The sequence below is a fragment of the Tsukamurella sp. 8F genome (assembly GCF_029167375.1).
Classification (GTDB): Bacteria; Actinomycetota; Actinomycetes; order Mycobacteriales; family Mycobacteriaceae; genus Tsukamurella.
This window is the reverse complement of the sequence record NZ_JARFTP010000003.1, coordinates 136229-158968: the sequence shown is the minus strand read 5'-3', so window position 1 is coordinate 158968 and position 22740 is coordinate 136229. Positions and strand designations below refer to the sequence as shown.

At 69.8% G+C, this 22740-nt stretch carries 24 protein-coding genes and 1 riboswitch; of the genes, 17 read left to right on the top strand and 7 right to left on the bottom strand.

What is annotated here, in order from left to right; translation table 11 throughout:
• The first annotated feature begins 13 nt into the window (after positions 1-13).
• The 4 genes from P0W64_RS03550 to P0W64_RS03535 all read left to right on the top strand — a co-directional run bounded on the left by P0W64_RS03550 (position 14) and on the right by P0W64_RS03535 (position 4246).
• On the top strand, positions 14-328 hold the full coding sequence (locus P0W64_RS03550; protein WP_275478682.1) for a GlsB/YeaQ/YmgE family stress response membrane protein: 315 nt from the start codon (positions 14-16) through the stop codon (positions 326-328).
• Positions 329-413: 85 nt separating this feature from the next.
• Positions 414-1136, top strand: a complete 723-nt coding sequence (locus P0W64_RS03545) for a phosphatidylserine decarboxylase (protein ID WP_275478681.1) — start codon at positions 414-416, stop codon at positions 1134-1136.
• Positions 1133-2035, top strand: coding sequence for a CDP-diacylglycerol--serine O-phosphatidyltransferase (gene pssA / locus P0W64_RS03540; RefSeq protein ID WP_275478680.1), 903 nt, complete (start codon positions 1133-1135; stop codon positions 2033-2035). Before P0W64_RS03545 ends, pssA begins: the two co-directional genes overlap by 4 nt.
• A 21-nt stretch (positions 2036-2056) precedes the next feature.
• Positions 2057-4246, top strand: coding sequence for an AAA family ATPase (locus P0W64_RS03535; RefSeq protein ID WP_275478679.1), 2190 nt, complete (start codon positions 2057-2059; stop codon positions 4244-4246).
• A 76-nt stretch (positions 4247-4322) separates the two neighbouring features.
• Here P0W64_RS03535 and P0W64_RS03530 read toward each other — a convergent pair whose 3' ends face one another.
• Complete coding sequence (locus P0W64_RS03530; protein ID WP_275478678.1) at positions 4323-5123, bottom strand: DUF559 domain-containing protein; 801 nt, start codon at positions 5121-5123, stop codon at positions 4323-4325.
• Between the two features lie 140 nt (positions 5124-5263).
• Entirely contained in the window at positions 5264-5695 is a 432-nt protein-coding gene (locus tag P0W64_RS03525; protein WP_275478677.1) for a hypothetical protein, read from the bottom strand.
• A gap of 80 nt (positions 5696-5775) precedes the next feature.
• On the opposite strand from P0W64_RS03525, the gene P0W64_RS03520 reads away from it, so the two are divergent.
• The 6 genes from P0W64_RS03520 to mnhG are packed head-to-tail and all read left to right on the top strand — an operon-like array spanning position 5776 to position 12267.
• Positions 5776-8688, top strand: coding sequence for a Na+/H+ antiporter subunit A (locus P0W64_RS03520; protein WP_275478676.1), 2913 nt, complete (start codon positions 5776-5778; stop codon positions 8686-8688).
• The gene (locus P0W64_RS03515) at positions 8685-9248 is read left to right on the top strand and encodes a Na(+)/H(+) antiporter subunit C (protein ID WP_275478675.1); all 564 of its coding nucleotides are present in this window, start codon (positions 8685-8687) and stop codon (positions 9246-9248) included. Before P0W64_RS03520 ends, P0W64_RS03515 begins: the two co-directional genes overlap by 4 nt.
• Complete coding sequence (locus P0W64_RS03510; RefSeq protein ID WP_275478674.1) at positions 9245-10948, top strand: Na+/H+ antiporter subunit D; 1704 nt, start codon at positions 9245-9247, stop codon at positions 10946-10948. Before P0W64_RS03515 ends, P0W64_RS03510 begins: the two co-directional genes overlap by 4 nt.
• Positions 10941-11618 carry a Na+/H+ antiporter subunit E gene (locus P0W64_RS03505; RefSeq protein ID WP_275478673.1) on the top strand — a complete coding sequence of 226 codons (678 nt, stop codon included), beginning with the start codon at positions 10941-10943 and terminating at the stop codon, positions 11616-11618. Before P0W64_RS03510 ends, P0W64_RS03505 begins: the two co-directional genes overlap by 8 nt.
• The gene (locus P0W64_RS03500) at positions 11615-11938 is read left to right on the top strand and encodes a monovalent cation/H+ antiporter complex subunit F (RefSeq protein WP_275478672.1); all 324 of its coding nucleotides are present in this window, start codon (positions 11615-11617) and stop codon (positions 11936-11938) included. Before P0W64_RS03505 ends, P0W64_RS03500 begins: the two co-directional genes overlap by 4 nt.
• Positions 11935-12267 (top strand): monovalent cation/H(+) antiporter subunit G, encoded by a 333-nt coding sequence (gene mnhG / locus P0W64_RS03495; protein ID WP_275478671.1) that lies wholly within the window; start codon positions 11935-11937, stop codon positions 12265-12267. The genes P0W64_RS03500 and mnhG overlap by 4 nt, the downstream gene beginning before the upstream one ends.
• A 104-nt stretch (positions 12268-12371) precedes the next feature.
• Here mnhG and P0W64_RS03490 read toward each other — a convergent pair whose 3' ends face one another.
• The 4 genes from P0W64_RS03490 to P0W64_RS03475 form a co-directional block, all read right to left on the bottom strand.
• The gene (locus P0W64_RS03490) at positions 12372-13526 is read right to left on the bottom strand and encodes a glutamate--cysteine ligase (protein ID WP_275478748.1); all 1155 of its coding nucleotides are present in this window, start codon (positions 13524-13526) and stop codon (positions 12372-12374) included.
• Between the two features lie 2 nt (positions 13527-13528).
• Positions 13529-14272: a superoxide dismutase family protein gene (locus tag P0W64_RS03485; RefSeq protein ID WP_275478670.1), complete on the bottom strand. Its 744-nt coding sequence runs from the start codon at positions 14270-14272 to the stop codon at positions 13529-13531.
• Between the two features lie 95 nt (positions 14273-14367).
• Positions 14368-14847 (bottom strand): hypothetical protein, encoded by a 480-nt coding sequence (locus tag P0W64_RS03480; protein ID WP_275478669.1) that lies wholly within the window; start codon positions 14845-14847, stop codon positions 14368-14370.
• A gap of 29 nt (positions 14848-14876) precedes the next feature.
• The gene (locus tag P0W64_RS03475) at positions 14877-15188 is read right to left on the bottom strand and encodes a DUF3263 domain-containing protein (RefSeq protein ID WP_275478668.1); all 312 of its coding nucleotides are present in this window, start codon (positions 15186-15188) and stop codon (positions 14877-14879) included.
• 100 nt (positions 15189-15288) lie between these two features.
• Between P0W64_RS03475 and P0W64_RS03470 the strand changes: the two genes are divergently transcribed.
• From P0W64_RS03470 to P0W64_RS03460, 3 genes are all read left to right on the top strand, one after another.
• A complete protein-coding gene (locus P0W64_RS03470; RefSeq protein WP_275478667.1) occupies positions 15289-15885 on the top strand; it encodes a peptide deformylase in 597 nt (198 codons plus the stop codon).
• Between the two features lie 5 nt (positions 15886-15890).
• Positions 15891-16784, top strand: coding sequence for a GNAT family N-acetyltransferase (locus P0W64_RS03465; RefSeq protein WP_275478666.1), 894 nt, complete (start codon positions 15891-15893; stop codon positions 16782-16784).
• Positions 16785-16941: 157 nt separating this feature from the next.
• Positions 16942-17556, top strand: a complete 615-nt coding sequence (locus P0W64_RS03460; RefSeq protein ID WP_275486495.1) for a TetR/AcrR family transcriptional regulator — start codon at positions 16942-16944, stop codon at positions 17554-17556.
• Between the two features lie 22 nt (positions 17557-17578).
• Here P0W64_RS03460 and P0W64_RS03455 read toward each other — a convergent pair whose 3' ends face one another.
• A complete protein-coding gene (locus P0W64_RS03455) occupies positions 17579-17920 on the bottom strand; it encodes a GNAT family N-acetyltransferase (protein WP_275478664.1) in 342 nt (113 codons plus the stop codon).
• Between the two features lie 108 nt (positions 17921-18028).
• Between P0W64_RS03455 and P0W64_RS03450 the strand changes: the two genes are divergently transcribed.
• From P0W64_RS03450 to thiD, 4 genes are all read left to right on the top strand, one after another.
• On the top strand, positions 18029-18859 hold the full coding sequence (locus tag P0W64_RS03450; protein ID WP_275478663.1) for an ABC transporter ATP-binding protein: 831 nt from the start codon (positions 18029-18031) through the stop codon (positions 18857-18859).
• The gene (locus tag P0W64_RS03445) at positions 18856-19980 is read left to right on the top strand and encodes an ABC transporter permease subunit (RefSeq protein ID WP_275478662.1); all 1125 of its coding nucleotides are present in this window, start codon (positions 18856-18858) and stop codon (positions 19978-19980) included. The genes P0W64_RS03450 and P0W64_RS03445 overlap by 4 nt, the downstream gene beginning before the upstream one ends.
• Positions 19981-20034: 54 nt before the next feature.
• A riboswitch (TPP riboswitch) is annotated at positions 20035-20147 on the top strand.
• Entirely contained in the window at positions 20144-21826 is a 1683-nt protein-coding gene (gene thiC, locus P0W64_RS03440; RefSeq protein WP_275478661.1) for a phosphomethylpyrimidine synthase ThiC, read from the top strand. (Overlaps the previous riboswitch by 4 nt.)
• Complete coding sequence (gene thiD / locus P0W64_RS03435; RefSeq protein ID WP_275478660.1) at positions 21823-22704, top strand: bifunctional hydroxymethylpyrimidine kinase/phosphomethylpyrimidine kinase; 882 nt, start codon at positions 21823-21825, stop codon at positions 22702-22704. Before thiC ends, thiD begins: the two co-directional genes overlap by 4 nt.
• The last annotated feature ends 36 nt before the right edge of the window (positions 22705-22740 follow it).

Sequence of the window (22740 nt, the reverse complement as noted above, 5' to 3'; positions counted from 1 at the left end):
CGGAGGTTTCGACATGCTCACATCGGCAGATACCGTTCTCCTCGCCAGCGGCGGAGTCGACAAGGTCGGGTGGATCGCCTGGATCATCATCGGCGGTCTCGCAGGGTGGATCGCCAGCAAGTTCATGGGTACGGACGCCCAGCAGGGCGTTCTGCTCAACATCGTGGTCGGCATCGTGGGTGGCCTGCTCGGCGGCTTCCTGCTCAAGCTGATCGGAGTGGACGTCGCCGGCGGCGGCTACTTCTTCACGTTCATCACAGCGGTGGTGGGAGCGTGCATCCTGCTCTTCATCGTGAAGCTGGTCACGGGTTCGCGGGCCAAGCGTTGACGTAGGCCACGGCCCTATGCCGCTTCGGCGGGGTTGCTGTCACAATGAGTGCCGACTTTGCACGCAGTGAGAGGACCCCGCCGAAGTGGCACGCCGCCCCAAACCGCCGGTCGACGGCCACCTGACCGAGCACTCGACCGGTCTCGAGCACATCGTCGAGTTGGTGCGCCACACGGTGCCGCCTATGCACGCCGCGGGCGTTCCGTTCGTCGCCGCGCCCCTCGCGGTCGCGGTCGTCGGCCACCGCCGCCGGTGGATCCGGGTCCCGGCTCTGGCCGCCTCCGCCGCCTGCGCCACGTTCTTCCGGCACCCGCGCCGCGTGCCCCCTTCCGCACCGGGCCGCGCAGTAGCCCCCGCCGACGGCGAGGTGACCCTCGTCGACACCCACGTCCCGCCCGCCGAGCTCGGCCTCGGCGACCTACCGCTCCCCCGCGTCTCGATCTTCCTCAGCGTCTTCGACGCGCACGTGCAACGCGCGCCGCTTGCGGGCACCGTCGAACTGGTCCAGCACCGCCCCGGCTCGTTCCTCTCCGCCGACCTGCCCGAGGCCAGCGACCGCAACGAGCGCACCTCCGTGCGGCTGCAGACCGAGCACGGCCCGATCGGCGTCGTACAGATCGCGGGCCTCGTCGCACGCCGCATCCGCACCGACTGCGCCCCCGGGGACGCTCTGGCGCTCGGCGAGACCTACGGCATCATCCGGTTCGGCTCCCGCGTCGACACCTACTTCCCCCAGGGGACCACCCTCGAGGCGTGGCCCGGTCAGCGCTCCGTCGCGGCCGAGACCGTGATCGCGCGGCTCACGTGAGAGCTGAGCCCGAGCCGCGCCCCATCGGCGTACTCATGCTGCCGTCGATCCTGACGATCGGCGCGGTGTGTGCCGGCCTGACCGGCGTCCGGTTCTCGGCGACGGGCAACATCGACGCCGCGGTCGCGCTCGTGGCGTTCGCAGCCATCCTGGACGGCCTCGACGGCCGCATAGCGCGGCTGCTCGGCGCGTCCACCAAGATCGGTGCCGAACTCGACTCCCTCGCCGACGTCATCAACTTCGGCGTGACGCCGGCACTGATCCTGTACTTCACGGTGCTCGGCCACTCACCCATCGGCTGGATCGCGTGCCTGATCTTCGTGGTCGCGATGGTGCTGCGGCTCGCGCGCTTCAACGTGCTCGACGACGATCCCACGGCCCCCGCCTATACCAAGGACTTCTTCGTCGGCGTCCCCGCGCCCGCGGGAGCGCTGCTGGCCCTCGCGCCGCTCGCGCTGCAGCAGCAGCTCGGTCGTGGCTGGTGGGTCTCCGTGAGCGCCGTCGTGGTCTGGACACTGATCATCGGGGCGCTCACGGTCTCCCGCATCCCCACGTCGAGCTTCAAGAGCATGACCGTGCAGCCCGCCAAGGCGGCCGGGGTGCTGGTGGTGACCGGAGCGTTCGCGGCGCTGCTGCTCACCTACCCCTACGTGGCGCTGCTCGCGGTGGTGTCCCTGTACCTCCTGCACATCCCGTTCGCCTGGCGCTCCAAGCGGTGGGTCGAGGCGCGCCCCGCGGCTTGGGAGACGAAGCCGGCCGAGCGCCGCGCCATGCGGCGCCAACAGCGCCGGGTCCTACCGCGCCGCACCACACCGGTGCGGCGGTCGTCGTCCGCGCGCCTCGGCCTGCGCCGCCCGCCTGCGCGCCACAACGAGCACAACGAGACCGACGAGCTCTGACGCTGTCCTAGGCTGGTCCGCGTGCCGCAGCTGTCGCTCACCGTCCGCCTCCACGCATCCGCGCTCGAGACGCGGCGCGGCGTGGTCCGTATCCACCCCGAGGCCCTAGCCGCGTTGGGTCTGCGCGAATGGGACGGGGTGGAGCTGATCGGCGCCCGCCGGACCGCCGCCGTCGTGGCCGCAGCACGGGACATCCCGCCCGGCATCGCACTCCTCGACGACGTCACCATCACCAACTGCGGGTTGCGCGAGGACTCGACGGTCGCGGTCACCCCGGCGACGGTGTACGGCGCGCGCACCGTCCGGCTCCGCGGATCGAAGCTCGCGTCCGCCGCGCTCGACTCCGTGACCCTGCGGCAGGCACTGCTGGGCAAGGTGGTCGTCGCCGGAGACGCGGTCTCGCTGCTCCCCCGCGACCTCGGCCCCGGCACGTCCAGCGCGACGACATCGACGGCGCTCTCCCGCCTCGTCGGAGTCGGCTGGACGACGGAGCTGCTCACCGTGACCTCCGTCGACCCGGCACCCGGGCCCGTCTCGATCCAGCCGAACACCGCTGTGCTGTGGGCGGATTCAGGCGAGGCGCCCGAGACGGCCGCGCACTCCGCGCCACTCGTGGTCGCCGCCGATCCCGCTCCCGGGACCGCCCGGTCCGGGCCGGGATCGACGCCCCGTCGGGTCGAGGACCTGGTCGGCGTGGATGCGCAGGCCGCGCGACTCACCGAGTGGCTGACGCTCGCGCTCGACGAGCCCGAGTTGCTCAGCCGGCTCGGCGCATCCGGGCAGCTGGGCGTGCTGATCCTCGGACCCACCGGCGGCGGCAAGGCGACGCTCGCGCGGTCCGTGGCCGCGGGCCGCCACCTGACCGAGCTCGACGGTGCCTTCACCGGCGCGCTCGAGCCGCAGACGCGCCTCGCGCGCGTCCGTGACGCGGTGTCGCGCGCGCAGGCAGAGCCGGGCGTGCTACTCATCCGTGACATCGAGGCTCTGCTCCCCGCCGAACGCGAGCCGGTGTCGACCATGATCCTCGAGGCCCTTCGCTCGGCCGTCGCAACGCCGCGACTCGCGCTGCTGGTGACGGCGTCGAACCAGGACGATGTGGATCCGCGGCTGCGCGAGCCCGATCTGGCGGATCGCACGGTGACCGTGGACCTCCCGGACGCGAAGGCGCGCGAGGGGCTGCTCCGCCTGTTACTGGCAGACGTACCGACCGAGGGGCTCGACCTGCACGAGATCGCCCTTCGTGCACCGGGATTCGTGGCAGCCGATCTAGCTGCACTGTGCCGGGAGGCGGCTCTGCGGGCCGCCGCGCGCGCTGCCGGAGAACAGGACTCCGAGCCCAGCCTGACGCAGTCCGACCTCGACGGTGCCCTGACGGTGATCCGCCCGGTATCACGCTCCACCGAGGTGTCGGTGGGCGCGATAACCCTCGACGACGTCGGCGACATGGCAGAGACCAAGCAGGCGCTCACCGAGGCGGTCCTGTGGCCGCTGCGGCACCCCGACACCTTCGCGAGGCTCGGCGTGGAACCGCCGCGCGGCGTCCTGCTGTACGGCCCGCCGGGCTGCGGCAAGACGTTCGTGGTGCGCGCGCTCGCGGCATCCGGGCAGCTGTCGGTGCACTCCGTCAAGGGCGCGGAGCTGATGAACAAGTGGGTCGGCGAATCGGAGCGCGCGGTGCGCGACCTGTTCGGCCGGGCACGGGCCACCGCACCGTCCCTCGTGTTCCTAGACGAGGTGGACGCGCTCGCGCCGCGCCGCGGGCAGGGGACCGACTCGGGCGTCGGGGACAAGGTGGTGGCCGCCCTGCTGACCGAGCTCGACGGTGCCGAGCCGCTCCGCGACGTCGTCGTGCTGGGAGCCACCAACCGGCCGGACCTGATCGATCCCGCGCTGCTCCGGCCGGGCCGTCTCGAGCGCCCGATCTTCGTGCCGCCGCCGGACGCGGAGGCCCGCGCCGAGATCCTGCGGACCGCGTCCCGCAACATCCCCCTGGACGAGGTCGACCTGGATGCGCTCGCCACCGAACTCGACGGCTACTCGGCCGCGGACTGCGGAGCCCTGCTGCGCGAGGCCGCGCTCACCGCGATGCGCCGCGACATCGACGCGGCCACCGTGACCGCGGCCGACGTCGAGGCCGCGCGAAAAGTGGTACGACCGTCCCTGGACCCGCGGCAGGTCGCCGACCTGGCGGCGTACGCGGAACGGCGGTGACCGCAGAAACCCCGGCGTCGCGCGCCTGCGTGGACGCAGGCTCCACCGAGGCGCGGGAGAGCGCTGTTTCTACGAGTCACCGATGTGCGCGACGCCGGATCAGGGTTCGGATATCGTCCAGCACCGCCTCCCAGTCGTGGACGACATCGAAGTACGTCAGCCGGAGCGTGATGTAGCCGCCCATGGTCGACATCCGATCGCGGCGACGATCATCCGCATAGGCGTTCCGATCGGTGTGGTGGGCGCGGCTGTCGCACTCGATGATCAGCCGGTTCCCGACCAGGATGTCCACCGTGCCCACGCCGTGCAGGTACACCTGGATGTCGAGGTGGATTCCCTCGGATCGCAGGCGCAGCCGAACCATGGTCTCGGTTCCGGAATCGGCCCGCCCGTCACAGCGGGCCAACGACTTCGCGGCGGGCAGCCCGGGCAGCCACTCGACGAGCTGATCCATGGTGGCGAGCCGCATGTTCAGCACCGAATCGCACAACACGATGAAGTCCTCGGGTGGACGGCAGCGCGCGGCGGCCCGGAGCGCATCAGGCAGCGGGTCGCAGGCTGCGCGGATCGGAGCATGCGGAACCGGGCACCACACCACCCCCTTGCGGGCGTCGGCGTAGCGCGTCCGCCGGGCGTGGACGCCGTACCCCTCCGGCACCCACACCCCACGCAGTCTCAGCGCGGACACACAGGTCAGCGCGCCGCCCGCTGCGACCGCCGCGATCAGGTCGTCCGGCGGCGAACCACCCGCGTACCAGCCACGGCGGATCCGCCGCAGTCCGTACACCTCCGGGCGGCCGTCCAGCCCTGCGGCGCGGAGATCCCGCGCACGCACCACCCCGGAACCGGCGCGCAGCAGCCGCTCCACGTCATACATCGATACCCCCGTACCAATCCCCGGTACGGGTGATATCACGCGATCGCGGCGACTGTCACCACCGTCCGCAGAAACCCCCACGGCGCAGGCCGGTATAGACGCACAGTCCACGAAGCCGCGTCACAGCGCTGGTTTTGCGGCTACTCCTTGCTCACCTGATAGTTGACGGCGTTGGGAACGCCGTTCGACTCGCTGCCGGGGGCGACCGCGGTGACGGAGACGAAGTAGCCGTGACCGGTGACCTGGAGGGTGCGGGTACCGCTCTCATCACCCTCGCTGCTGACGGCGAATCCACCGTCCACGAGCTTCTTCCGCGCAGCGGCGAAACCATTGACGTCCGCCTGCACGGTCACCGAGTAGACGTCGGTGCCGTCCTGCGAGCGCTTCGACGCAGCGATCAGCGAGCCCTCGACCAGCGGCACGTGGCCGGAGGGGAATCCGTCGGGAAGCGACACCGTCGCGGGCGCGGACGAGGGCTGGGAATCGCCCCCGCACGCGGCTGTTCCGGCGACGAGCGCCGCCCCCAGCATCGTCGCGGCGACTGCTCGCCGCACCGTCGGGCCTACGGTCACGTGCACCTTCCTCGGTGTTCCTTCTCTGCCGGTAGGATGTCCAGAGTCGACACCCCGCCCTCAAGCAGACGGAGTGCCCTTTGCTCATTGTCCTTATTTGCCTGTCCCTGGCGACCCTAGCCGCACCCGTCTTGACGAGCCTCCTCGGCGCGCGGGCGTTCCTCGGCTTGGCGCTGGTACCCGCGGGCGGCCTGGTGTGGGTGTTCACCCAGTGGCCGACCGCGGGCGGTCCCGTTCGCACCGAGCGCCTGCCGTGGGCGCCGCCGCTGCACATGGACCTGGACCTGCGGCTGACCCCGCTGGCGGCGATCATGTCGGTGCTCGTGCTCGGGATCGGTGCCGCGATCCTCGTGTACTGCGCGGGCTACTTCGCACACAGCAACTCCCGTAAACTGCCGGTCTTCGCCGCCGAGCTGGTGGCCTTCATGGCCGCCATGTTCGGCCTCGTGACCAGTGACAACACGCTCCTCATGTACACGTTCTGGGAGCTCACGTCGGTTTTGTCGTTCCTCCTCGTCGGCTATTACGCAGAGCGCGCCACCAGCCGTCGCGCGGCGACCCAGGCCCTGCTCGTGACGACGCTCGGCGGGCTCGCGATGCTCGTCGGGCTGATCGCACTCGGCGAGCATTACCACACCTATCTGCTGTCGGAGACGATCGCGCGCGCCTCGAGCGGCTCGATCACGATCGGCGTCGAGGTCGCGGTCGCGCTCATCCTCCTGGGCGCGCTGTCGAAATCCGCGATCGTGCCGTTCCACTTCTGGCTGCCCGGCGCGATGGCGGCACCGACACCGGTATCCGGCTACCTGCACGCCGCGGCCATGGTGAAGGCCGGCGTATTCCTGGTCGGCGTCCTGGCACCCGCGTTCGCCGACCTCGATGCGTGGCGAGTTCTGGTGCTCGGACTCGGCCTGTTCTCGATGCTGCTGGCCGGGTGGCGCGCACTGCGCGAGTTCGATCTCAAGCTGATCCTCGCGTTCGGCACCGTCAGCCAACTCGGCTTCCTCATGGTCCTGATGGGCGTGGGCGGACGGGACGTCGCGCTCGCGGCCACCGCGATGCTGATCGCGCACGCGCTGTTCAAGGCGACGCTGTTCATGGTGGTCGGCATCGTCGACCACGCGACCGGGACGCGTGACATCCGCCGCCTCTCCCGCCTCGGGCGGGCGCAACCCGTGCTCGCGCTGATCGCGGCGGTCGCGGCCGCGTCGATGGCCGGCCTACCGCCGCTGGCCGGCTTCGTCGGCAAGGAGGCCGCGCTCGAGACGCTGATGCATGCGCACTCGAGCCCGTCCTGGGTCCCGACGGTGCTCGTCGCGGGCGTGGCCATCGGCTCGGTCCTGACGATGGCCTACAGCATCCGCTTCCTGTGGGGCGCATTCGGCGACAAGGGACAGGCGCGGCCGTCGAGCGCCGTCGCCGGCATGCACGCACCCGATGCCGGATTCCTCGCCGCGCCCGCGTTCCTCGCCCTGTGCTGCCTTGCGGTCGGGCTCGCGGCGAGACCCCTCGACCGCCTGCTCAGCGTCTACGCCGACGCCGAATTCCCCGCGTCCGCCCACCCCTATCACCTGGCCCTGTGGCACGGCGTGAACACACCGCTCGCGCTCACGGCGGCGATCGTGGTGCTCGGCATCGCGATCGCGCAACCGGAGAGCCTGCTGCAACGGCTGCGTCGCAAGGACAGCCCCTTGCTGGGCAACGCCGACCGCCTGTACGACGCCGCGCTGCGCGCGGCCGACTGGCTGTCGCTGCGCATGACGCAGGGCACGCAGCGTGGTTCGCTGCCCCTGACCCAGGCCACGATCCTGGTCACGCTCGTGGCGCTGCCGGTCGCCGTACTCGCTGCGGGCACCCGCGCGCATGGCGACGTACACGCGCGCCTGAACCTCGCATTCGCTCCTATCGCGCTGGTCATGTGCGCCGCGGCGCTCACGGCCACGGTGTTGCGCAACCGCCTGGCGACGGTCCTCGTCGTAGGCGTTACCGGCTACGGCTGCGGCATGGTCTTCGCGCTCTACGGGGCACCCGACCTCGCACTCACCCAGTTCCTCGTCGAGACGGTGACGCTGGTGGTCTTCGTCCTGGTGCTGCGGAAGCTGCCGCCCGAGGCGCCGATATTCGGCAACCGGCCCACCCGCGCAGCCCGGGCGCTACTCGGCGTCGCCGTGGCGCTGATGGCGATCGGCGTCGGGATCGCCGCCCGCATCGCCCGCACCGCACCGTCGGTCGCGGACCGTCTGCCGGGTCAGGCGTACGAGTTCGGGTACGGCCACAACACCGTCAACGTGATCCTGGTGGACATCCGCGCGTGGGACACGTTCGGCGAGGTCTCCGTGTTGCTCGTCGCGGCGACCGGGGTGGCGTCGCTGGTCTTCCGCAACCGCCGCTTCGGCTCGGCGCCCCGCGTCGCGGACGTGGCCGAGCGGGTCGACGTACCCGCCGACTCCGGGACCACCTGGCTACGCGGCAGCGTGCTGCGCGACCCCCGGCACCGCTCGCTGGTGCTCGAGGTGACGTCGCGGCTCGTGTTCCCGACGATCATGGTCCTGTCGCTGTACTTCTTCTTCGCCGGCCACAACAACCCGGGCGGCGGCTTCGCGGGCGGCCTCACCGCGGGTCTCGCGCTGGTGCTGCGCTATCTCGCCGGTGGGCGATACGAGATCGGCGAGACCATCCCGCTCGACGCGGGCAAGATCCTCGGCACGGGCCTCCTGCTGTCGGCGAGCGGTGCCGTCGTCTCGCTGCTTCTCGGCGCGCCCGCACTGTCCTCCACGACCCTCTCGCTGGACCTGCCGGTGTTCGGCCACGTCAAGCTCGTGACCGTGCTGATCTTCGACGCCGGGGTCTACCTCATCGTCGTGGGCCTCGTGCTCGACGTGTTGCGCAGCCTCGGCGCACGGCTCGACCTCGAAGGGCCCGCCGGCTCGGCCACGTCGGCGATCCCCGTGCAACGCGCGACCGGCCCGCTGAACCCGGGAGGCCGCGCATGATCGTCGATATCGGCCTGTATCTCGCAATAGGGGTGCTGCTCGCGACGGGTGTCTACCTGCTGCTCGACCGCAGCCTGACCAGGATGCTCATGGGCCTGATCCTCGCGGGCAACGGCGCGAACCTGCTCCTGCTGACCCTCGCGTCGCCACCCGGTCACCCGCCGATAGAGGGCTTCTTCTCGTTCGGCCGGGACTCGGCAGCAGATCCTCTCGCGCAGGCGATGATCCTCACCGCGATCGTTATCACGATGGGCATGTCGGCGTTCATCCTGGCGCTGGCGTACCGCTCTTTCACCATCAACACCGACGACGAGGTGGACGACGATCCCGAGGACACCAAGGTCCTCGAGCGCGACGCCGACCGGGCCGACGAGGATCCGGACTTCGACGCGTCGGACGACCCCGTCACCGGGTTGCCGTCGGCGGCGGGCGACGCTTTCGGGCCCGACGGACATCGGCTCAGCCCGGAAGAGCTGCGCCAGGCGCGGGTCGACGCGCTGGACACGGGCGCGGTGCCCGTGCACGACGTGAATGCCGACGATGAGAGGGGGGACCGATGAACGCCGACGTCATGCGAGGCCTCATCCCCCTCCCGATGGTGATTCCCATCGTCGCCGCCGCGTGCACGCTGATCCTCGGCCGCCACCCGCGACTGCAGCGCATGGTGTCGATGGTGTCGCTGACGGTGCTGGTCGGGGTGTCGGCGCTGATGCTGCACTTCACGCACTACCACGGCACCGTCGCGCTGCATGTGGGCGGCTGGGGTGACCGCGACGGCCACGGCAGCCCACTCGGTATCACGCTGGTCGTCGACCAGCTGTCGGCCCTCATGCTGCTGGTGTCGACGGTGGTGATCCTCGCGGTCCTCGCGTACTCGGTCGGACAGGGTATCCGCGACGGCAACCAGGACCAGCCCGTCTCGATCTACTTCCCGACGTACCTGGTGCTCACGGCCGGCGTCTGCAACGCGTTCGTGGCCGGCGATCTGTTCAACCTGTTCGTATCGTTCGAGATCCTGCTCGCGGCGTCGTTCGTGCTGCTCACCGTGGGCGGCAGCGCGGACCGGGTGCGGGCCGGTGTCTCATACGTCATGGTGTCGATGGTGTCCTCGCTGGTGTTCCTGCTGGGCATCGCGTACGCGTACTCGGCGACGGGGACGCTCAACCTCGCCGATATGGCGGTCAAGCTCGCCGACGTCCCGTCCGGCACGCGGAACACCCTGTTCGCGGTGCTGCTGGTGGCGTTCGGGATCAAGGCAGCGGTGTTCCCGCTGTCCACGTGGCTCCCCGACTCGTATCCGACGGCGCCCGCACCCGTCACCGCGGTGTTCGCCGGCCTGCTGACCAAGGTCGGTGTGTACGCCATCATCCGGGTGCACACGCTGCTGTTCCCCGGCGGTTCGCTGGACGACGTGCTGATGATCGCGGCCCTCTTGACGATGATCGTGGGCATCCTCGGTGCCATCGCCCAGACGGACATCAAGCGCCTGCTGTCGTTCACACTGGTCAGCCATATCGGCTACATGATCTTCGGGATAGCCCTGTCCACGCCGCTGGGGCTGTCGTCGTCCATCTACTACGTGGCGCACCACATCCTCGTGCAGACGACGTTGTTCCTGGTGGTGGGACTGATAGAACGGCAGGCCGGCGCGGCGACGCTGCGCCGGCTCGGCGGGCTCGCCGCCGTCAGTCCCCTGCTCGCGCTCCTGTTCTTCCTGCCGGCGCTCAACCTGGGCGGCATCCCGCCGTTCTCGGGATTCGTCGGGAAGGTCGGGCTGCTGCAGGCGGGCGCGGAGAAGGGATCGATGCTCGCGTGGGTCCTCGTCGCGGGCGGGGTGATCACCAGCCTGCTCACGCTCTACGCGGTCGCGCGGGTGTGGACCAAGGCGTTCTGGCGGGCTCGTGCCGACGCGCCCGAGGGGCTCGCGGGCGCGCGTCCGGAGGCGCTACTCGACGACGCCGACGTCATCGAGTACGACGACCGCGAGGACCCGGGCCGGATGCCCGTAGGCATGGTCGTCCCGACGACCGCCCTGCTCGTCGCGGGGCTGCTCGTCGCCCTGTTCGCCGGGCCGATGTTCACCGTGACCGACCGCGCCGCCGAACAGCTGATCGGTCGGGACGACTACGTCCACGCCGTCCTCGGGGTGGACTATGCGGGCGCACGGAACAGGTTGGCGGGTGCGGAGGCCGGGCACGCGGCAGCCGGGGCGCCCGGGCACGACTCGGTCGGCCACGGAGCGGGGGGTTCGCATGGCTAGGCGGATCGTCGAGCGAGTCTTCCCCGACTGGCGTGATGGGCGCGCGATCGCGCTCAAACTCGCGCAGGTCGTGTGGCTCACCGTCGTGTGGATGATGCTCTGGGGCACGCTGTCGGTCGCGAATGCGGTCGCGGGCGCGGGTGTCGCGCTGTTGATCCTGGCCGTCCTGCCTCTGCCGCCGGTCCCCGTCGAGGGCCGCCTCCACGTACTGTCCCTGCTCAGGCTCCTCGCGGTGTTCACGGTGTTGATGCTGCGGTCGTCGCTACAGGTCGCGTGGTTCGCGATCCGGCCGTCTCCCCCACCGCTGTCGGCGGTGTTACGCGCCAAGGTGACGGTGAAATCGGACCTCGTGCTCACCCTGCTGGTGGACGCGATGAATCTGGTGCCCGGAACCGTGGTCCTGGACGTGGACGCCGAGCGGCGCCTGCTGTACGTGCACGTCATCGACGTCGGGACCGAGAAGGGCGTGCGCGGCTTCTACCGCGACACCGCGCTCATGGAGAAGCTCTTCGTGGCGGCGTTCGAGCGCGATACCGAGTGGCATCCGAGCCCGATGCACGGTATCGACGACGAATACCACCACGTGACCGCCGAGCAGCGCACGCACGTCGGCGAGCCCCGGCACGTCGCGGAGCCCGAGCACCACTCCCGCGGGAAGGAGAAGCCGTGACCGTCGTGTACACCGTCACCGCCGCGATCCTGGTGGTCGCCGCACTGGTCACCACCTACCGGCTGCTGGACGGGCCGAGCACCCTGGACCGGGTCGTCGCCGTCGACACGCTCGTCGCGATCGCCATGGCGGGTCTCGCCGTCTGGGCCGCGTTCAGCCAGAACTCGACGGTGGTGCCCGGCATCGTGGCGCTGTCCCTCATCGGATTCGTGGGCTCCACGTCGGTAGCCCGCTTCCGTGTGCCCGACCAACCGGGGAAGGACCAGACCGGTGGCGGATGGACGTCCCTGGGCCGAGGCGACTCCGGAGGTCGGCGGTGATCGCCGACGTCTGCACCGCCGTCTTGATGCTGAGCGGCGCGATGCTCGCGCTGACCGCCGCCGTCGGGATCGTGCGCTTCCCCGACACGCTGACCCGTATGCACGCCGCGGCGAAGCCACAGACCCTGGGGTTGATGCTCTGCCTCGGCGGCGCGGGGATCAAGCTGGCACATGAGGCCGACGTCTGGATGCTGCTCCTGGCGGGGCTTTTCACGCTCGTCACGGCCCCGGTCGTCGCGCACCGCGTGGGTCGCGTCGCCTACCAGGAGCAGCGCCTACACGATGCCACCATCGATCCCGACGACATGGAGACCGGCGCCCGCGACTGAACGGCACGCGCGGATCCCGGTCCGCTCCAGCAGATCTCGCAGTATCGCGATGCGCTCTCGGCGCGAGACCGTCCCCGCGAACAGCGCCGCTACGGCCCGACGCGCTACGGGCCGTCAGGGATGACGAGCTCGCCCGTCACCTGGCGGACCACGTCGCGGTAGACCTCCGGGCTGCACACTCCGCCGGCGACCGCGCGCTGACGTTGGTATGCGCCGCCCCGCCGAGGGATGTCGAGGACTCCGGCGAGCTCGCGTTCGCAGCCCAGCCGCTGCGCGACCGGACCGAGGGTCTCGATCAGCTCGGCGAGATCGTCGGTCATGAGGCGCTCGGTGTTGTCGGCGTCGAGGATCACGATAGCGTCGAGGCCGTAGCGCGCCGCGCGCCACTTGTTCTCCTGCACATGCCAGGGCTGAAGCTCGACGAGCTCCTCGCCCGCGTCGAGCCGCGAGTCCAGCCACACGATCAGGCAGTGGATCAGGGCGACGAGCGCCTCGAGTTCGGCGAAGTTCGATACCCCGTCGCAGACCCGCACCTCGATGGTGCCCAGGTGGCAGGCGGGCCGGATGTCCCAGCGGATCTCGTTGAGCTGGTCGATGATCCCGGTGGTCTTCTGATCGTGGACGAACCGCTCGAACTCCGACCACTCGTGGAAGTGGAACGGCAGGCCGGCCGTGGGCAGCTGCTGGAACATCATCGCGCGCGTGCTGGCGTAGCCGGTGTCGTGGCCGCCCCACATAGGCGAACTCGCCGACAGCGCGAGCAGGTGCGGGTAGTAGGTGAGCAGGCCCGAGATGAGGGGCAGCACCTTGTCCCGGTGGTTCACACCCACGTGAACGTGCACGCCCCAGATGAGCATCTGTCGCCCCCACCACTGGGTGCGGGCGATGAGTTCGTCATAGCGCGGCGAATCGGTCAACGCCTGCGCGGTCCACTGCGCGAACGGGTGGGTGCCGGCCCCGAACAGGTCGACTCCCATCTCGTCTGCGACGCCGCGCACCACGCGCAGAGAATCGGCGAGGTCGGCCATCGCGCCCGCGGTGGTGTCGCAGACGCCGGTCACGATCTCGATGGTGTTCTGCAACAGCTCGGAGTGCACCTGAGCCGTCACGCGCTCCTCGGCACGTACGCCGTCGAACAGTTCCGCCGCGCGTCCCGCCAGATCACCCGTCTCGCGGTCTACCAGCGCGAGCTCCCACTCGACCCCGAGCGTGGGCCTCGCGGACGCCTCGAATTCGACGGGCTCGACCCCGCTGGCGATGGCTACCCGGCCTTGATCACGCCGCAGGCGATGCGCGCCCCGGCGTCCCCGGTGTCCATAGTCGACTGGTCCGGCACCGGCTGACCGGGCGTGATGTTGGCGTACTTGGTGGCCGGGACGTTCCCGAAGTTATCGGGATCCGCATGGACCATGATCGACGTTCCGGCGCCCGAAGTCAGGTCCGAGACCTTGAACGCGCTGGTGGTGGTCACGGTCTCACCGGTGCCGTTGGAGTTGACATAGATCGAGACGAGATCGCCGCTGGCCGGGTGCCCGGTGTGACCGCTGACCTGGAAGTGGCTACCGGCGGATAGGAATGCGCCGGGCGCCCCGCCCGAAGGCGCCGTCGAGGGCGCCTCGCACTTGCCGACCGAGTGGACGTGCAGGCCGTGGAAGCCCGCGGGCAACCCGGTGACCTTGACGTCGACGACGACCACGCCGTCCTTCTCGGTGAACGTCGCCGTGCCCGCGGAAGAGCCGTCGGCCTTCTTGAGCGGTGCAGTGGCCGCTTGGGACCTACCCCCGGACTCGGTGCCACCGCCCGAACCGTCGCTCTCACCGTGGCCGCCCTCGGCCTTCTCCCCGATCGGCGCGTCCGAGGGCACCTTGTTGCCGGAGACGACGACGGGGGCGTCCTTCTTCACATCCGACGCCTGCTCATCGGCCGCACACCCCGCGAGTCCGACGACCGCGAGCGCTAGGGCGGGCAGGACCAGAGCACGGGACCGGGACATACGCTTCGTCATCGACGACTCCTTCACGCTGCGGCTGAGATCGAGCTCATCATATTCGGCGCCCTCGTGCCCGTGCGCGCCCGGTTCGCCTGGCAACGCGTTCGCCCCTACTTGGCGACGACGACCACCAGGCCGCCCGCGCACTCGTCCATACCCTCGGGACGTGCGGCGGTCGCGGCGTCGGGTTTGAACGCGGCGGCCGCGCTCTTGGCCGCATCCTCCTGGCCGTCGCCGAAGTAGACGGTGGTGGCCTTGGGGCTCGGCCGACCGCGCCACGGCTGCGGCGCGCCCTTCACGTCGACCTTCGCCTTCTCGAGCGCCGCGACTGCCTCCTTGGCGTCCGCCGACGCGCCGGACTCTGCGAACACGCAGGCAGCGGGGGTGGCCGGTGCCGCGGAGGATTCGGCGCCACTCGGCGCCGCAGCCGACGACAACTTCGCGGCCTGCGCATCCAGCGCCGCGTTGGCGCTGTCGTTGCGCGTCATGAACTCGTGCGTGCCGAGCGCCGCGAAGGCGATGGCGAAGAACACGAGGATCATGATGACCGCCCGGACGGGGATCGCGCGCTGACGTTGCTGTGCACTCACGCCCTGCACCCTATATGTGTCGGGAGATATCAGGACGGCTCGAAGCCGAGCTTGCGAGCGGCGCGCGCCTTCTGGCGGCTCGTCCGCACGCGGCGCAGCCGCTTGACCAGCATCGGGTCGAATGCGAGCGCCTCGGAGCTGTCGACGAGAGTGTTGAGTACCTGGTAGTAGCGCGTCGCCGAGAGTCCGAAGAGCTCCTTGATGGCGTCCTCCTTGGCGCCCGCGTACTTCCACCACTGCCGCTCGAACGCGAGGATATCCTTGTCGCGCCTGGTCAAACCGTCTTCGATGGTGTCGTGATCGGGCTGCGCGTCGTTCTGCGCGGCCGTCGCGCCCTCCATGCGTTCCCCTTCGCATTCGAAATGACAAGCGTGTGATTCGAGATGATCTAACCACGCAGCGGCCGCTCGGGCGTTGTAGACATGCCTTAAATTGGTCGCCATGGCCATCCTCCCCATCTGCATCGTCGGCGAGCCCGTCCTGCACCGAGCCACGAAACCCGTCGAGCTCGACGCCGACCGTCGGCCGAGCGCCGAGGTCGTGACGCTGCTGGACGACATGTTCGAGACGATGGACCGCGCGAACGGCGTAGGACTCGCCGGGAATCAGGTGGGCCACGACCTCCGTCTCTTCGTCTACGACTGCCCCGATGAGGAGATCCGCGAGCGCCGACGCGGAGAGGTCATCAATCCCGTACTGGAGACGAGCGAGATCCCCGAGACCATGCCGGACCCGGACGACGAGGAGGGCTGCCTCTCCGTCCCGGGCGAGCAGTACCCGACGGGGCGCGCCGACTGGGCCCGCGTCACCGGCACCGACCGCGACGGCAACCCGGTCGAGATCGAGGGACACGGGTTCTTCGCACGCATGCTGCAGCACGAGACCGGGCATCTGGACGGCTTCCTCTACGTCGACGTCCTTATCGGACGCAACGCGCGGAAGGCGAAGAAGGCGATCAAGAAGAACGGCTGGGGCGTCCCCGGCCTCACCTGGACGCCCGGCACCGTCGAAGACCCCTTCGGCCACGACGCCGAGTAGCCACGATGACCGAGCCCTCGGTAGGCGACCGGGTCGTGGTCCGGCGTCTGTTGCCGTCGGGGCAGGCCACGGACGTCATCGGCACGCTCGAGGCGGACGGCGACCCGCTCGTGGTGGTACGCGAGGGTTCACGGGTCCCGATCCCACGGGCGGATGTGGTGGCGTACAAGGCGATTCCCGCGCGCCCGATCCGGAACCGCGATATCCGCGCGCTGACGCGTGCGCAGGCCCGCTCATGGGCTTCCACGGAGCGTGCCGAGATCGACGGCTGGCTGTGCCGGTCCGGCGGCGGGCTGCCCGGCGGCCGGGCCAACTCCGCCGCTCCGCTCGAGCCGGTCGACTCACTGGAGGGCCCGCGCGCCTGGTACGCCGACCGAGGCATTCCGCTGCAGGTGCAGTGGGTGGACCGGCTGATGCCCGGCCCGCGGCCCGAGCTCGAGCGGCCGTCGGGGGTCTTCGTGGTCGACCCGCGCGCGATCGCCGCTCGGAGCGAACGGGTCTCGTGGGACGACGGTCCACCCGAGGCGTGGCTCGCACTGCAGTCCGGGGCGGCGACGTCGGCGGCATGGGTGTCATCGGTGCTCGGCTCGGTCGCGTTCGGCTCGCTCACCGTCGGCGGTGCCACAGCTGCTGTGGCACGCCTGTCGCTGACGCGCGACGGAGACACGCCCGACGACGGCCTGCTGTGGTCCGGCATCGGATCGCTCGTTGTCGGGGAGAGCTTTCGAAGGCAAGGCCTCGCAACGGAACTCGTGCGCGACCTCGCCAGGGAGGCGTTGTCCCGCGGTGCCGACCGCTGTTTTCTCGAGGTCCTCGACACCAACGCACCCGCTCGCGCCATGTACACCGCCCTGGGCTTCACCCAGCATCACACCTACGGCTACCGGCTCGTACCGTGACCGCCTTCAGAAGCCGTGTGGCATGCCGCCGCAGGGCGCAGCGGCGGCGCCCGGCTTGATTTGTCTCCCGCGCGCCTCGAAGATGGTGCGGGTGACCGACGGTGCGCTAGACAAGAATTCGCCCGCGCCGCGAGGGCGCCGGACGGGCACTCGGGGCATGCCACGGTCGGCCCGCGAAGACGAGATCCTCACGGCCGCAGTGTCGGAGTTCGCTGCCGCGACGTACGCCGGGGCGCAGGTGACCGGAATCGCGGCCAGGGCACAGGTGTCGAAAGCACTCGTGCTCGGATACTTCGGTTCCAAGGAGAAGCTGTACATCGCGTGCGTCGAGAAGGCCGGGCCGATCGTCTTCGACGCGGTGCAGGCGGGACTCGACGCGAGTACGCGAGATCGAGCCGCCGACGGCGAAGGTGCGGATTCGGTGTTCAGCCGAGCCGCCGGTGCCGTCGCCACATCGCTGTTCGACGCGCTCGAGGGACGGACCGGCCTGTGGGCGCTGCTGCACGACCGCACCGTGCCGCACGGCGAGGCGCGGTCCACGGCGCGCGCGCATCGGCAGCGACTGCGTGCACAGGCGAGCGGCGGCGTCGCAGACGTCCTCCGCCCGGCGGGGATGACCGATCCGCTCGACCACAGCGCCGCAACGCTGGTGTGGGAGAACATCGTCACCGCACTCATGGAGTGGTGGCGCCGAAACCCCGGCGAGCCCGCCGAGGCCATGGGCCGGCGGGCACATCGCATCTTCGTCGCCCTCGCCTACCGACCGGGCTGACGCCCGGCGCCCACTATCGGGCCTATGAAGCGTTGGCCGCCGCGACAAGCTCCTGATACTGGGGGTAGCGCGAGATGAATCTCCGGACGTATGTGCAGACCGGGATGATCCGGCGGCCGCGGGCCGCGGCATCGTCGAGCACCCCCTGCACCAGCGCACGCCCGAAGCCTTGCTGGCCGAACTTCTCCATCACCACGGTGTGCAGCAGGATCACGTCTCCATGATCGGTGATCTCGTATCCCTCGACACCGATCAATTCGTCGCCCGACCAGACCTCGAACCGGTCCCGGACCGGGTTGTCGAAGAGCCGAAGCGGCTCGTCCAGCTCGAGGGTCGGCGGCGGAACCTCTACCGACTGCACCATGAAAGCACCTCCTGTGATCCGTGTCACGCCCACCGTACCCCGGCCCGCCCCGCATGGACGCGCCGAGCGCGAACCCGCCCCATCCTTCTCGAGGCGTACAGTTCGGACATGCTCCTCGTCGCAAACGGACTTGCGCGGACATTCGGAAGACATCAGGCGGTCACCGATGCGACCGTCGCCCTCACCGCGGGACGCGTGACCGGCCTGGTGGGGCCCAACGGAGCCGGCAAGACGACGCTCCTGCTCATGCTCGCCGGGCTGCTCAGGCCGACGTCGGGCACGCTCGAACTCGACGGCGCCCCGCCCGACCCGACGGCGTTACGCGCCCGCGTCGGCTGGATGCCCGACGTCTTCGGCACCTGGGACACCCTCACGCCGGTCGAGATCCTCCGCACGTTCGGACGCCTCTACGGTCTGTCCCCGGACGCGGCCCGCGCCCGCGCGGCCGAGTTGCTCGAGGACGTCCACCTGGCCGAGTACGCCGCGCGCCCAGCGCAGGAGTTGTCCCGCGGGCAGAAGCAGAGGCTCGGGTACGCGCGGGCACGGGTGCACACACCGTCGGTCCTGCTACTCGACGAGCCCGCGTCCGGGATGGACCCCCGGTCGCGTCGGGAGCTACGAGACTCGTTGCGCGCCTTCGCCGGACAGGGCGGCGCAGTGCTCGTCAGCTCGCACATCCTGTCGGAGCTCACCGAGATGGTGGACGATGTGGTGATGATGACCGGCGGCCGCACCAGCGCCCCGCCGGACGCCACGGCCCGCACGTGGCGGGTCCGGTTGGTCGGCGAACTCGCGCCGAAGACCATGCCGTTCCCCTCCGAGGTCGCCGCCGCCGCCTACCTCTCAGAACAGATCACTGCGGGCGCGCGGGTCGCGGAGTTCACCCCCACCTCCGCGCTGGAGGACTCGTATCTCGCACTGGAGGCCGATCGCACATGAGGGCATGGTGGGGAGCCGTCGGGATCGTCGTCGGGTTGGAACTGCGCCAGCGCACCCGCGCCACACGGTGGAAAGTGATGCTGGCGGTCGTGTTCGCGGTCGTGAGTCTGGTCGTGTTCGGAACGATGTGGTTCGCGATGTCGCAATCCCATATCGGTTCGGACGCCTACGACGACTGGGCTATCAACCTCTACTTCATAGTGCTCGGATTCGTCGGATTCCTGGGGCTCGTGATCGCGCCGACGATGACCGCCACCGCCATCAACGGGGACCGCAAGGACGCGACGCTCGCGCTGGTGCAGGCCACGCCGATCAGTGCCGCACAACTAGCGGTCGGGAAGCTGCTCGGGGCCTGGGCGGCGTCCACGGCGCTGCTCGCCGTATCGCTGCCATATCTGGTCTGGGCGGTGGTCGAGGCACCGTATCCGGTGTTGGACTCGATCCTCGGCATAGTCGTGGTTGCGCTCCTGTTCGGCTGCTGCTGCGGAATCGGGTTGGGCTACTCGGCGCTCACCGCGCGACCGGTCGGGTCGTCCGCACTCACGTACCTGACGATGCTGTTCCTGCTCGGCGGTCTACCGATCGTCGTCGCGCTGCTCACCCCCGCCACGAGGGACCAGGTCACGGCGATCCGCCCCACCTGGACCGCGCGGAGCAACGACAGCGCCGGATGCGTGGAGCGGGCGAGGCAGGTCACCGTCGAGCACACGGAACGGATCGCGTGGCTGATGGCACCCAACCCCGCGGTGGTCCTCGCCGACGCCGCCGCACATCGCGACCCGGGAGTGGCGATGTGGGCTCGGAGCGTGAGCTACACACCGCACGACGATCGCCCGGCGTCCCCGACCGGGCTCGGCGAGCTCGCGCGCGAGTACTCGCGTCTGCGTACGGGCCCGAACCCCGACCAGAACGCCCGCTGCGTCGTAGTCGACGGCCAGACGTCATGGTCCAGTTCGACGGCCTATGACGACGCGTACGACGGCAAGGGCCTCCACCTAGGCGACACCTGGTACCGCGGCCTGATCGTGGACCTGCTGATCGGCGGGATCGGAGTCGGGTTCGCGATCCGCCGGCTCCGCGTTCCGGCCGCCCGCCTGCCACGCGGCGTGCGTATCGCGTAGCCGGTGCCGCTCCACCGCGGGACACGACCGGCCGGTGTGCGTTACCCTCGATGACGCAAGCCACACGGGAGCTCGTCGCACGAGCTGAGAGGACACCTGGAGCGGGTGTCGACCGTACGAACCTGTCCGGGTAATGCCGGCGTAGGGAGCAAGGAGTCCCACTATGTCTCTATCGTCCGAATCCGTTGTCTCCGAGGTCACCTGCGGCCCGATCGAAGGGTCGAGCAAGCAGTACGTCGACGTCGACGGCATGCGGGTGCCTTTCCGGCGCATCGCGCTCACCAACGGTGATCATCACGACGTGTACGACACGTCCGGCCCGTACACGCAGTACGCATCGGCCACAGAGGCCCACGACCTGCAGGCGGGCCTACCGAAGACCCGAGACGATTGGACCCATCCGTCTGAAATCGACGGTGCATCCACCCAATTGGCCTGGGCGCGTTCCGGTCTCATCACGCCGGAGATGCGCTATATCGCAGCTCGCGAGGGATTCTCGCCGGAGTTCGTGCGTGACGAGGTCGCCGCCGGACGCGCAGTGATACCCGCCAACCACCGGCACCCCGAATGCGAGCCGATGATCATCGGAAAGGCCTTCGCGGTCAAGGTGAATGCGAATATCGGCAATTCCGCGGTCAGCAGCTCCATCGCCGAGGAGGTGGAGAAGATGGTGTGGGCGACCCGGTGGGGTGCCGACACGATCATGGATCTGTCGACCGGCAAGGACATACATGAGACCCGCGAGTGGATCATGCGCAACTCGCCGGTGCCCGTCGGAACCGTACCCATCTACCAGGCACTGGAGAAGGTCAAGGGCGATCCCACCAGGCTCACATGGGAGATGTACCGGGACACCGTGATCGAGCAGTGTGAGCAGGGTGTGGACTACATGACCGTGCACGCCGGCGTCCTGCTGCGCTACGTGCCACTGGCGGCGAACCGGGTCACGGGCATCGTCAGCCGCGGCGGCTCGATCATGGCCGCGTGGTGCCTCGCGCATCACCAGGAATCGTTCCTGTACACCCACTTCCGCGAGCTGTGCGAGATCCTGCGCAGGTACGACGTGACGTTCTCCCTGGGCGACGGGCTACGCCCCGGCTCCATAGCGGACGCCAACGACGAAGCCCAGTTCGCGGAGCTGCGCACCCTCGGCGAGCTCACCAAGATCGCGAAGTCCTATGGCGTGCAGGTGATGATCGAGGGACCAGGCCACATCCCGATGCATAAGATCGTGGAGAACGTCCAGCTCGAGGAGGAGCTGTGCGAGGAGGCTCCGTTCTACACGCTCGGCCCACTCGCGACCGACATCGCGCCCGCCTACGACCACATCACGTCCGCGATCGGCGCCGCCATGATCGCTCAGGCCGGAACGGCGATGCTCTGCTACGTCACGCCCAAAGAGCATCTCGGCCTGCCGAACCGGGACGACGTCAAAGTCGGCGTCATCACCTACAAGATCGCCGCACACTCCGCGGATCTCGCCAAGGGGCACCCCGGCGCGCAGGCCCGCGACGACGAATTGTCCAAGGCGCGCTTCGAGTTCCGCTGGGTCGATCAGTTCAATCTCTCGCTCGATCCGGACACGGCGCGCGAGTACCACGACGAGACGTTGCCCGCCGAGCCTGCGAAGACCGCGCATTTCTGCTCGATGTGTGGGCCGAAGTTCTGCTCGATGCGGATCAGCGCCGACGTCCGGGCGTACGCCGAGGAGCACAACCTGGTGACGCAGGAGGACATCGACCGTCAGCTGGCCGCCGAGATGGCCCACAAGTCAGACGAGTTCGTCGCCGGGGGCGGCCAGGTGTACGTGCCGCTGGAGACGGTGACCGCCGGCCGGAGCGAATGACCGAAGCTGCCGTGGTCCGGGAGGTCCCGGCACCGTCGGGCCTACCCGGCGCGGTGCGGGGAGATACGCCGCACCGCGTACTTACCATCGCCGGATCGGATTCCGGTGGCGGAGCGGGTATCCAGGCCGACATGCGTACGTTCGCGATGCTCGGCGTCCACGCGTGCGTTGCGGTCACGGCGGTGACGGTGCAGAACAGCATCGGCGTCTCGGGCTTCGTCGAGATGGAACCGTCGGTGGTCACTGCGCAGATCCGCAGCGTCGCAGGAGACATCGGCATCGAAGCGGCGAAGACCGGCATGCTGGCGTCGACCGGGATCATCGAGGCGGTGGCCGCCGCCGCCGACGATGCGCGGATCGGCAGAGCCTTCGACACTCCCCTGGTGGTCGACCCCGTGGCCGCGTCGATGCACGGCGACTCGCTGCTCGCCGCCGAGGCTCTCGACGCTGTGCGCACCGTGCTGATCCCGCGCGCCACCGTCGTCACTCCGAACCTCGACGAGGTCCGGCTCATCACCGGCCTGGACGTAAACGACGGGGCCTCCCAACGTGATGCCGCGCACGCACTACTCGACCTCGGTGCGCGCTGGGCGCTCGTGAAGGGTGGCCACCTCCGCTCATCGCGGGACAGCCCGGACCTGCTCTCGGACGGACGCGATCACATCGAGCTCAGGACGCAGCGGGTGGGCACCCCGCACGACCACGGTGCAGGCGATACCCTGGCCGCCGCGATCACGGCCGCGCTGTCCCACGGTGTGTCGGTGCCCCGAGCCGTTGCATTCGCCAAGGCGTGGGTCACCGAGGGTCTGCGCTGGGCGTACCCGCTCGGCGCCGGTCACGGCCCCGTCAACCCGCTGTGGCGCGTCAGCGCGCCGTAGCGTCCCGGAGATCCCGGCGACGGGCCTCGGGCCGGT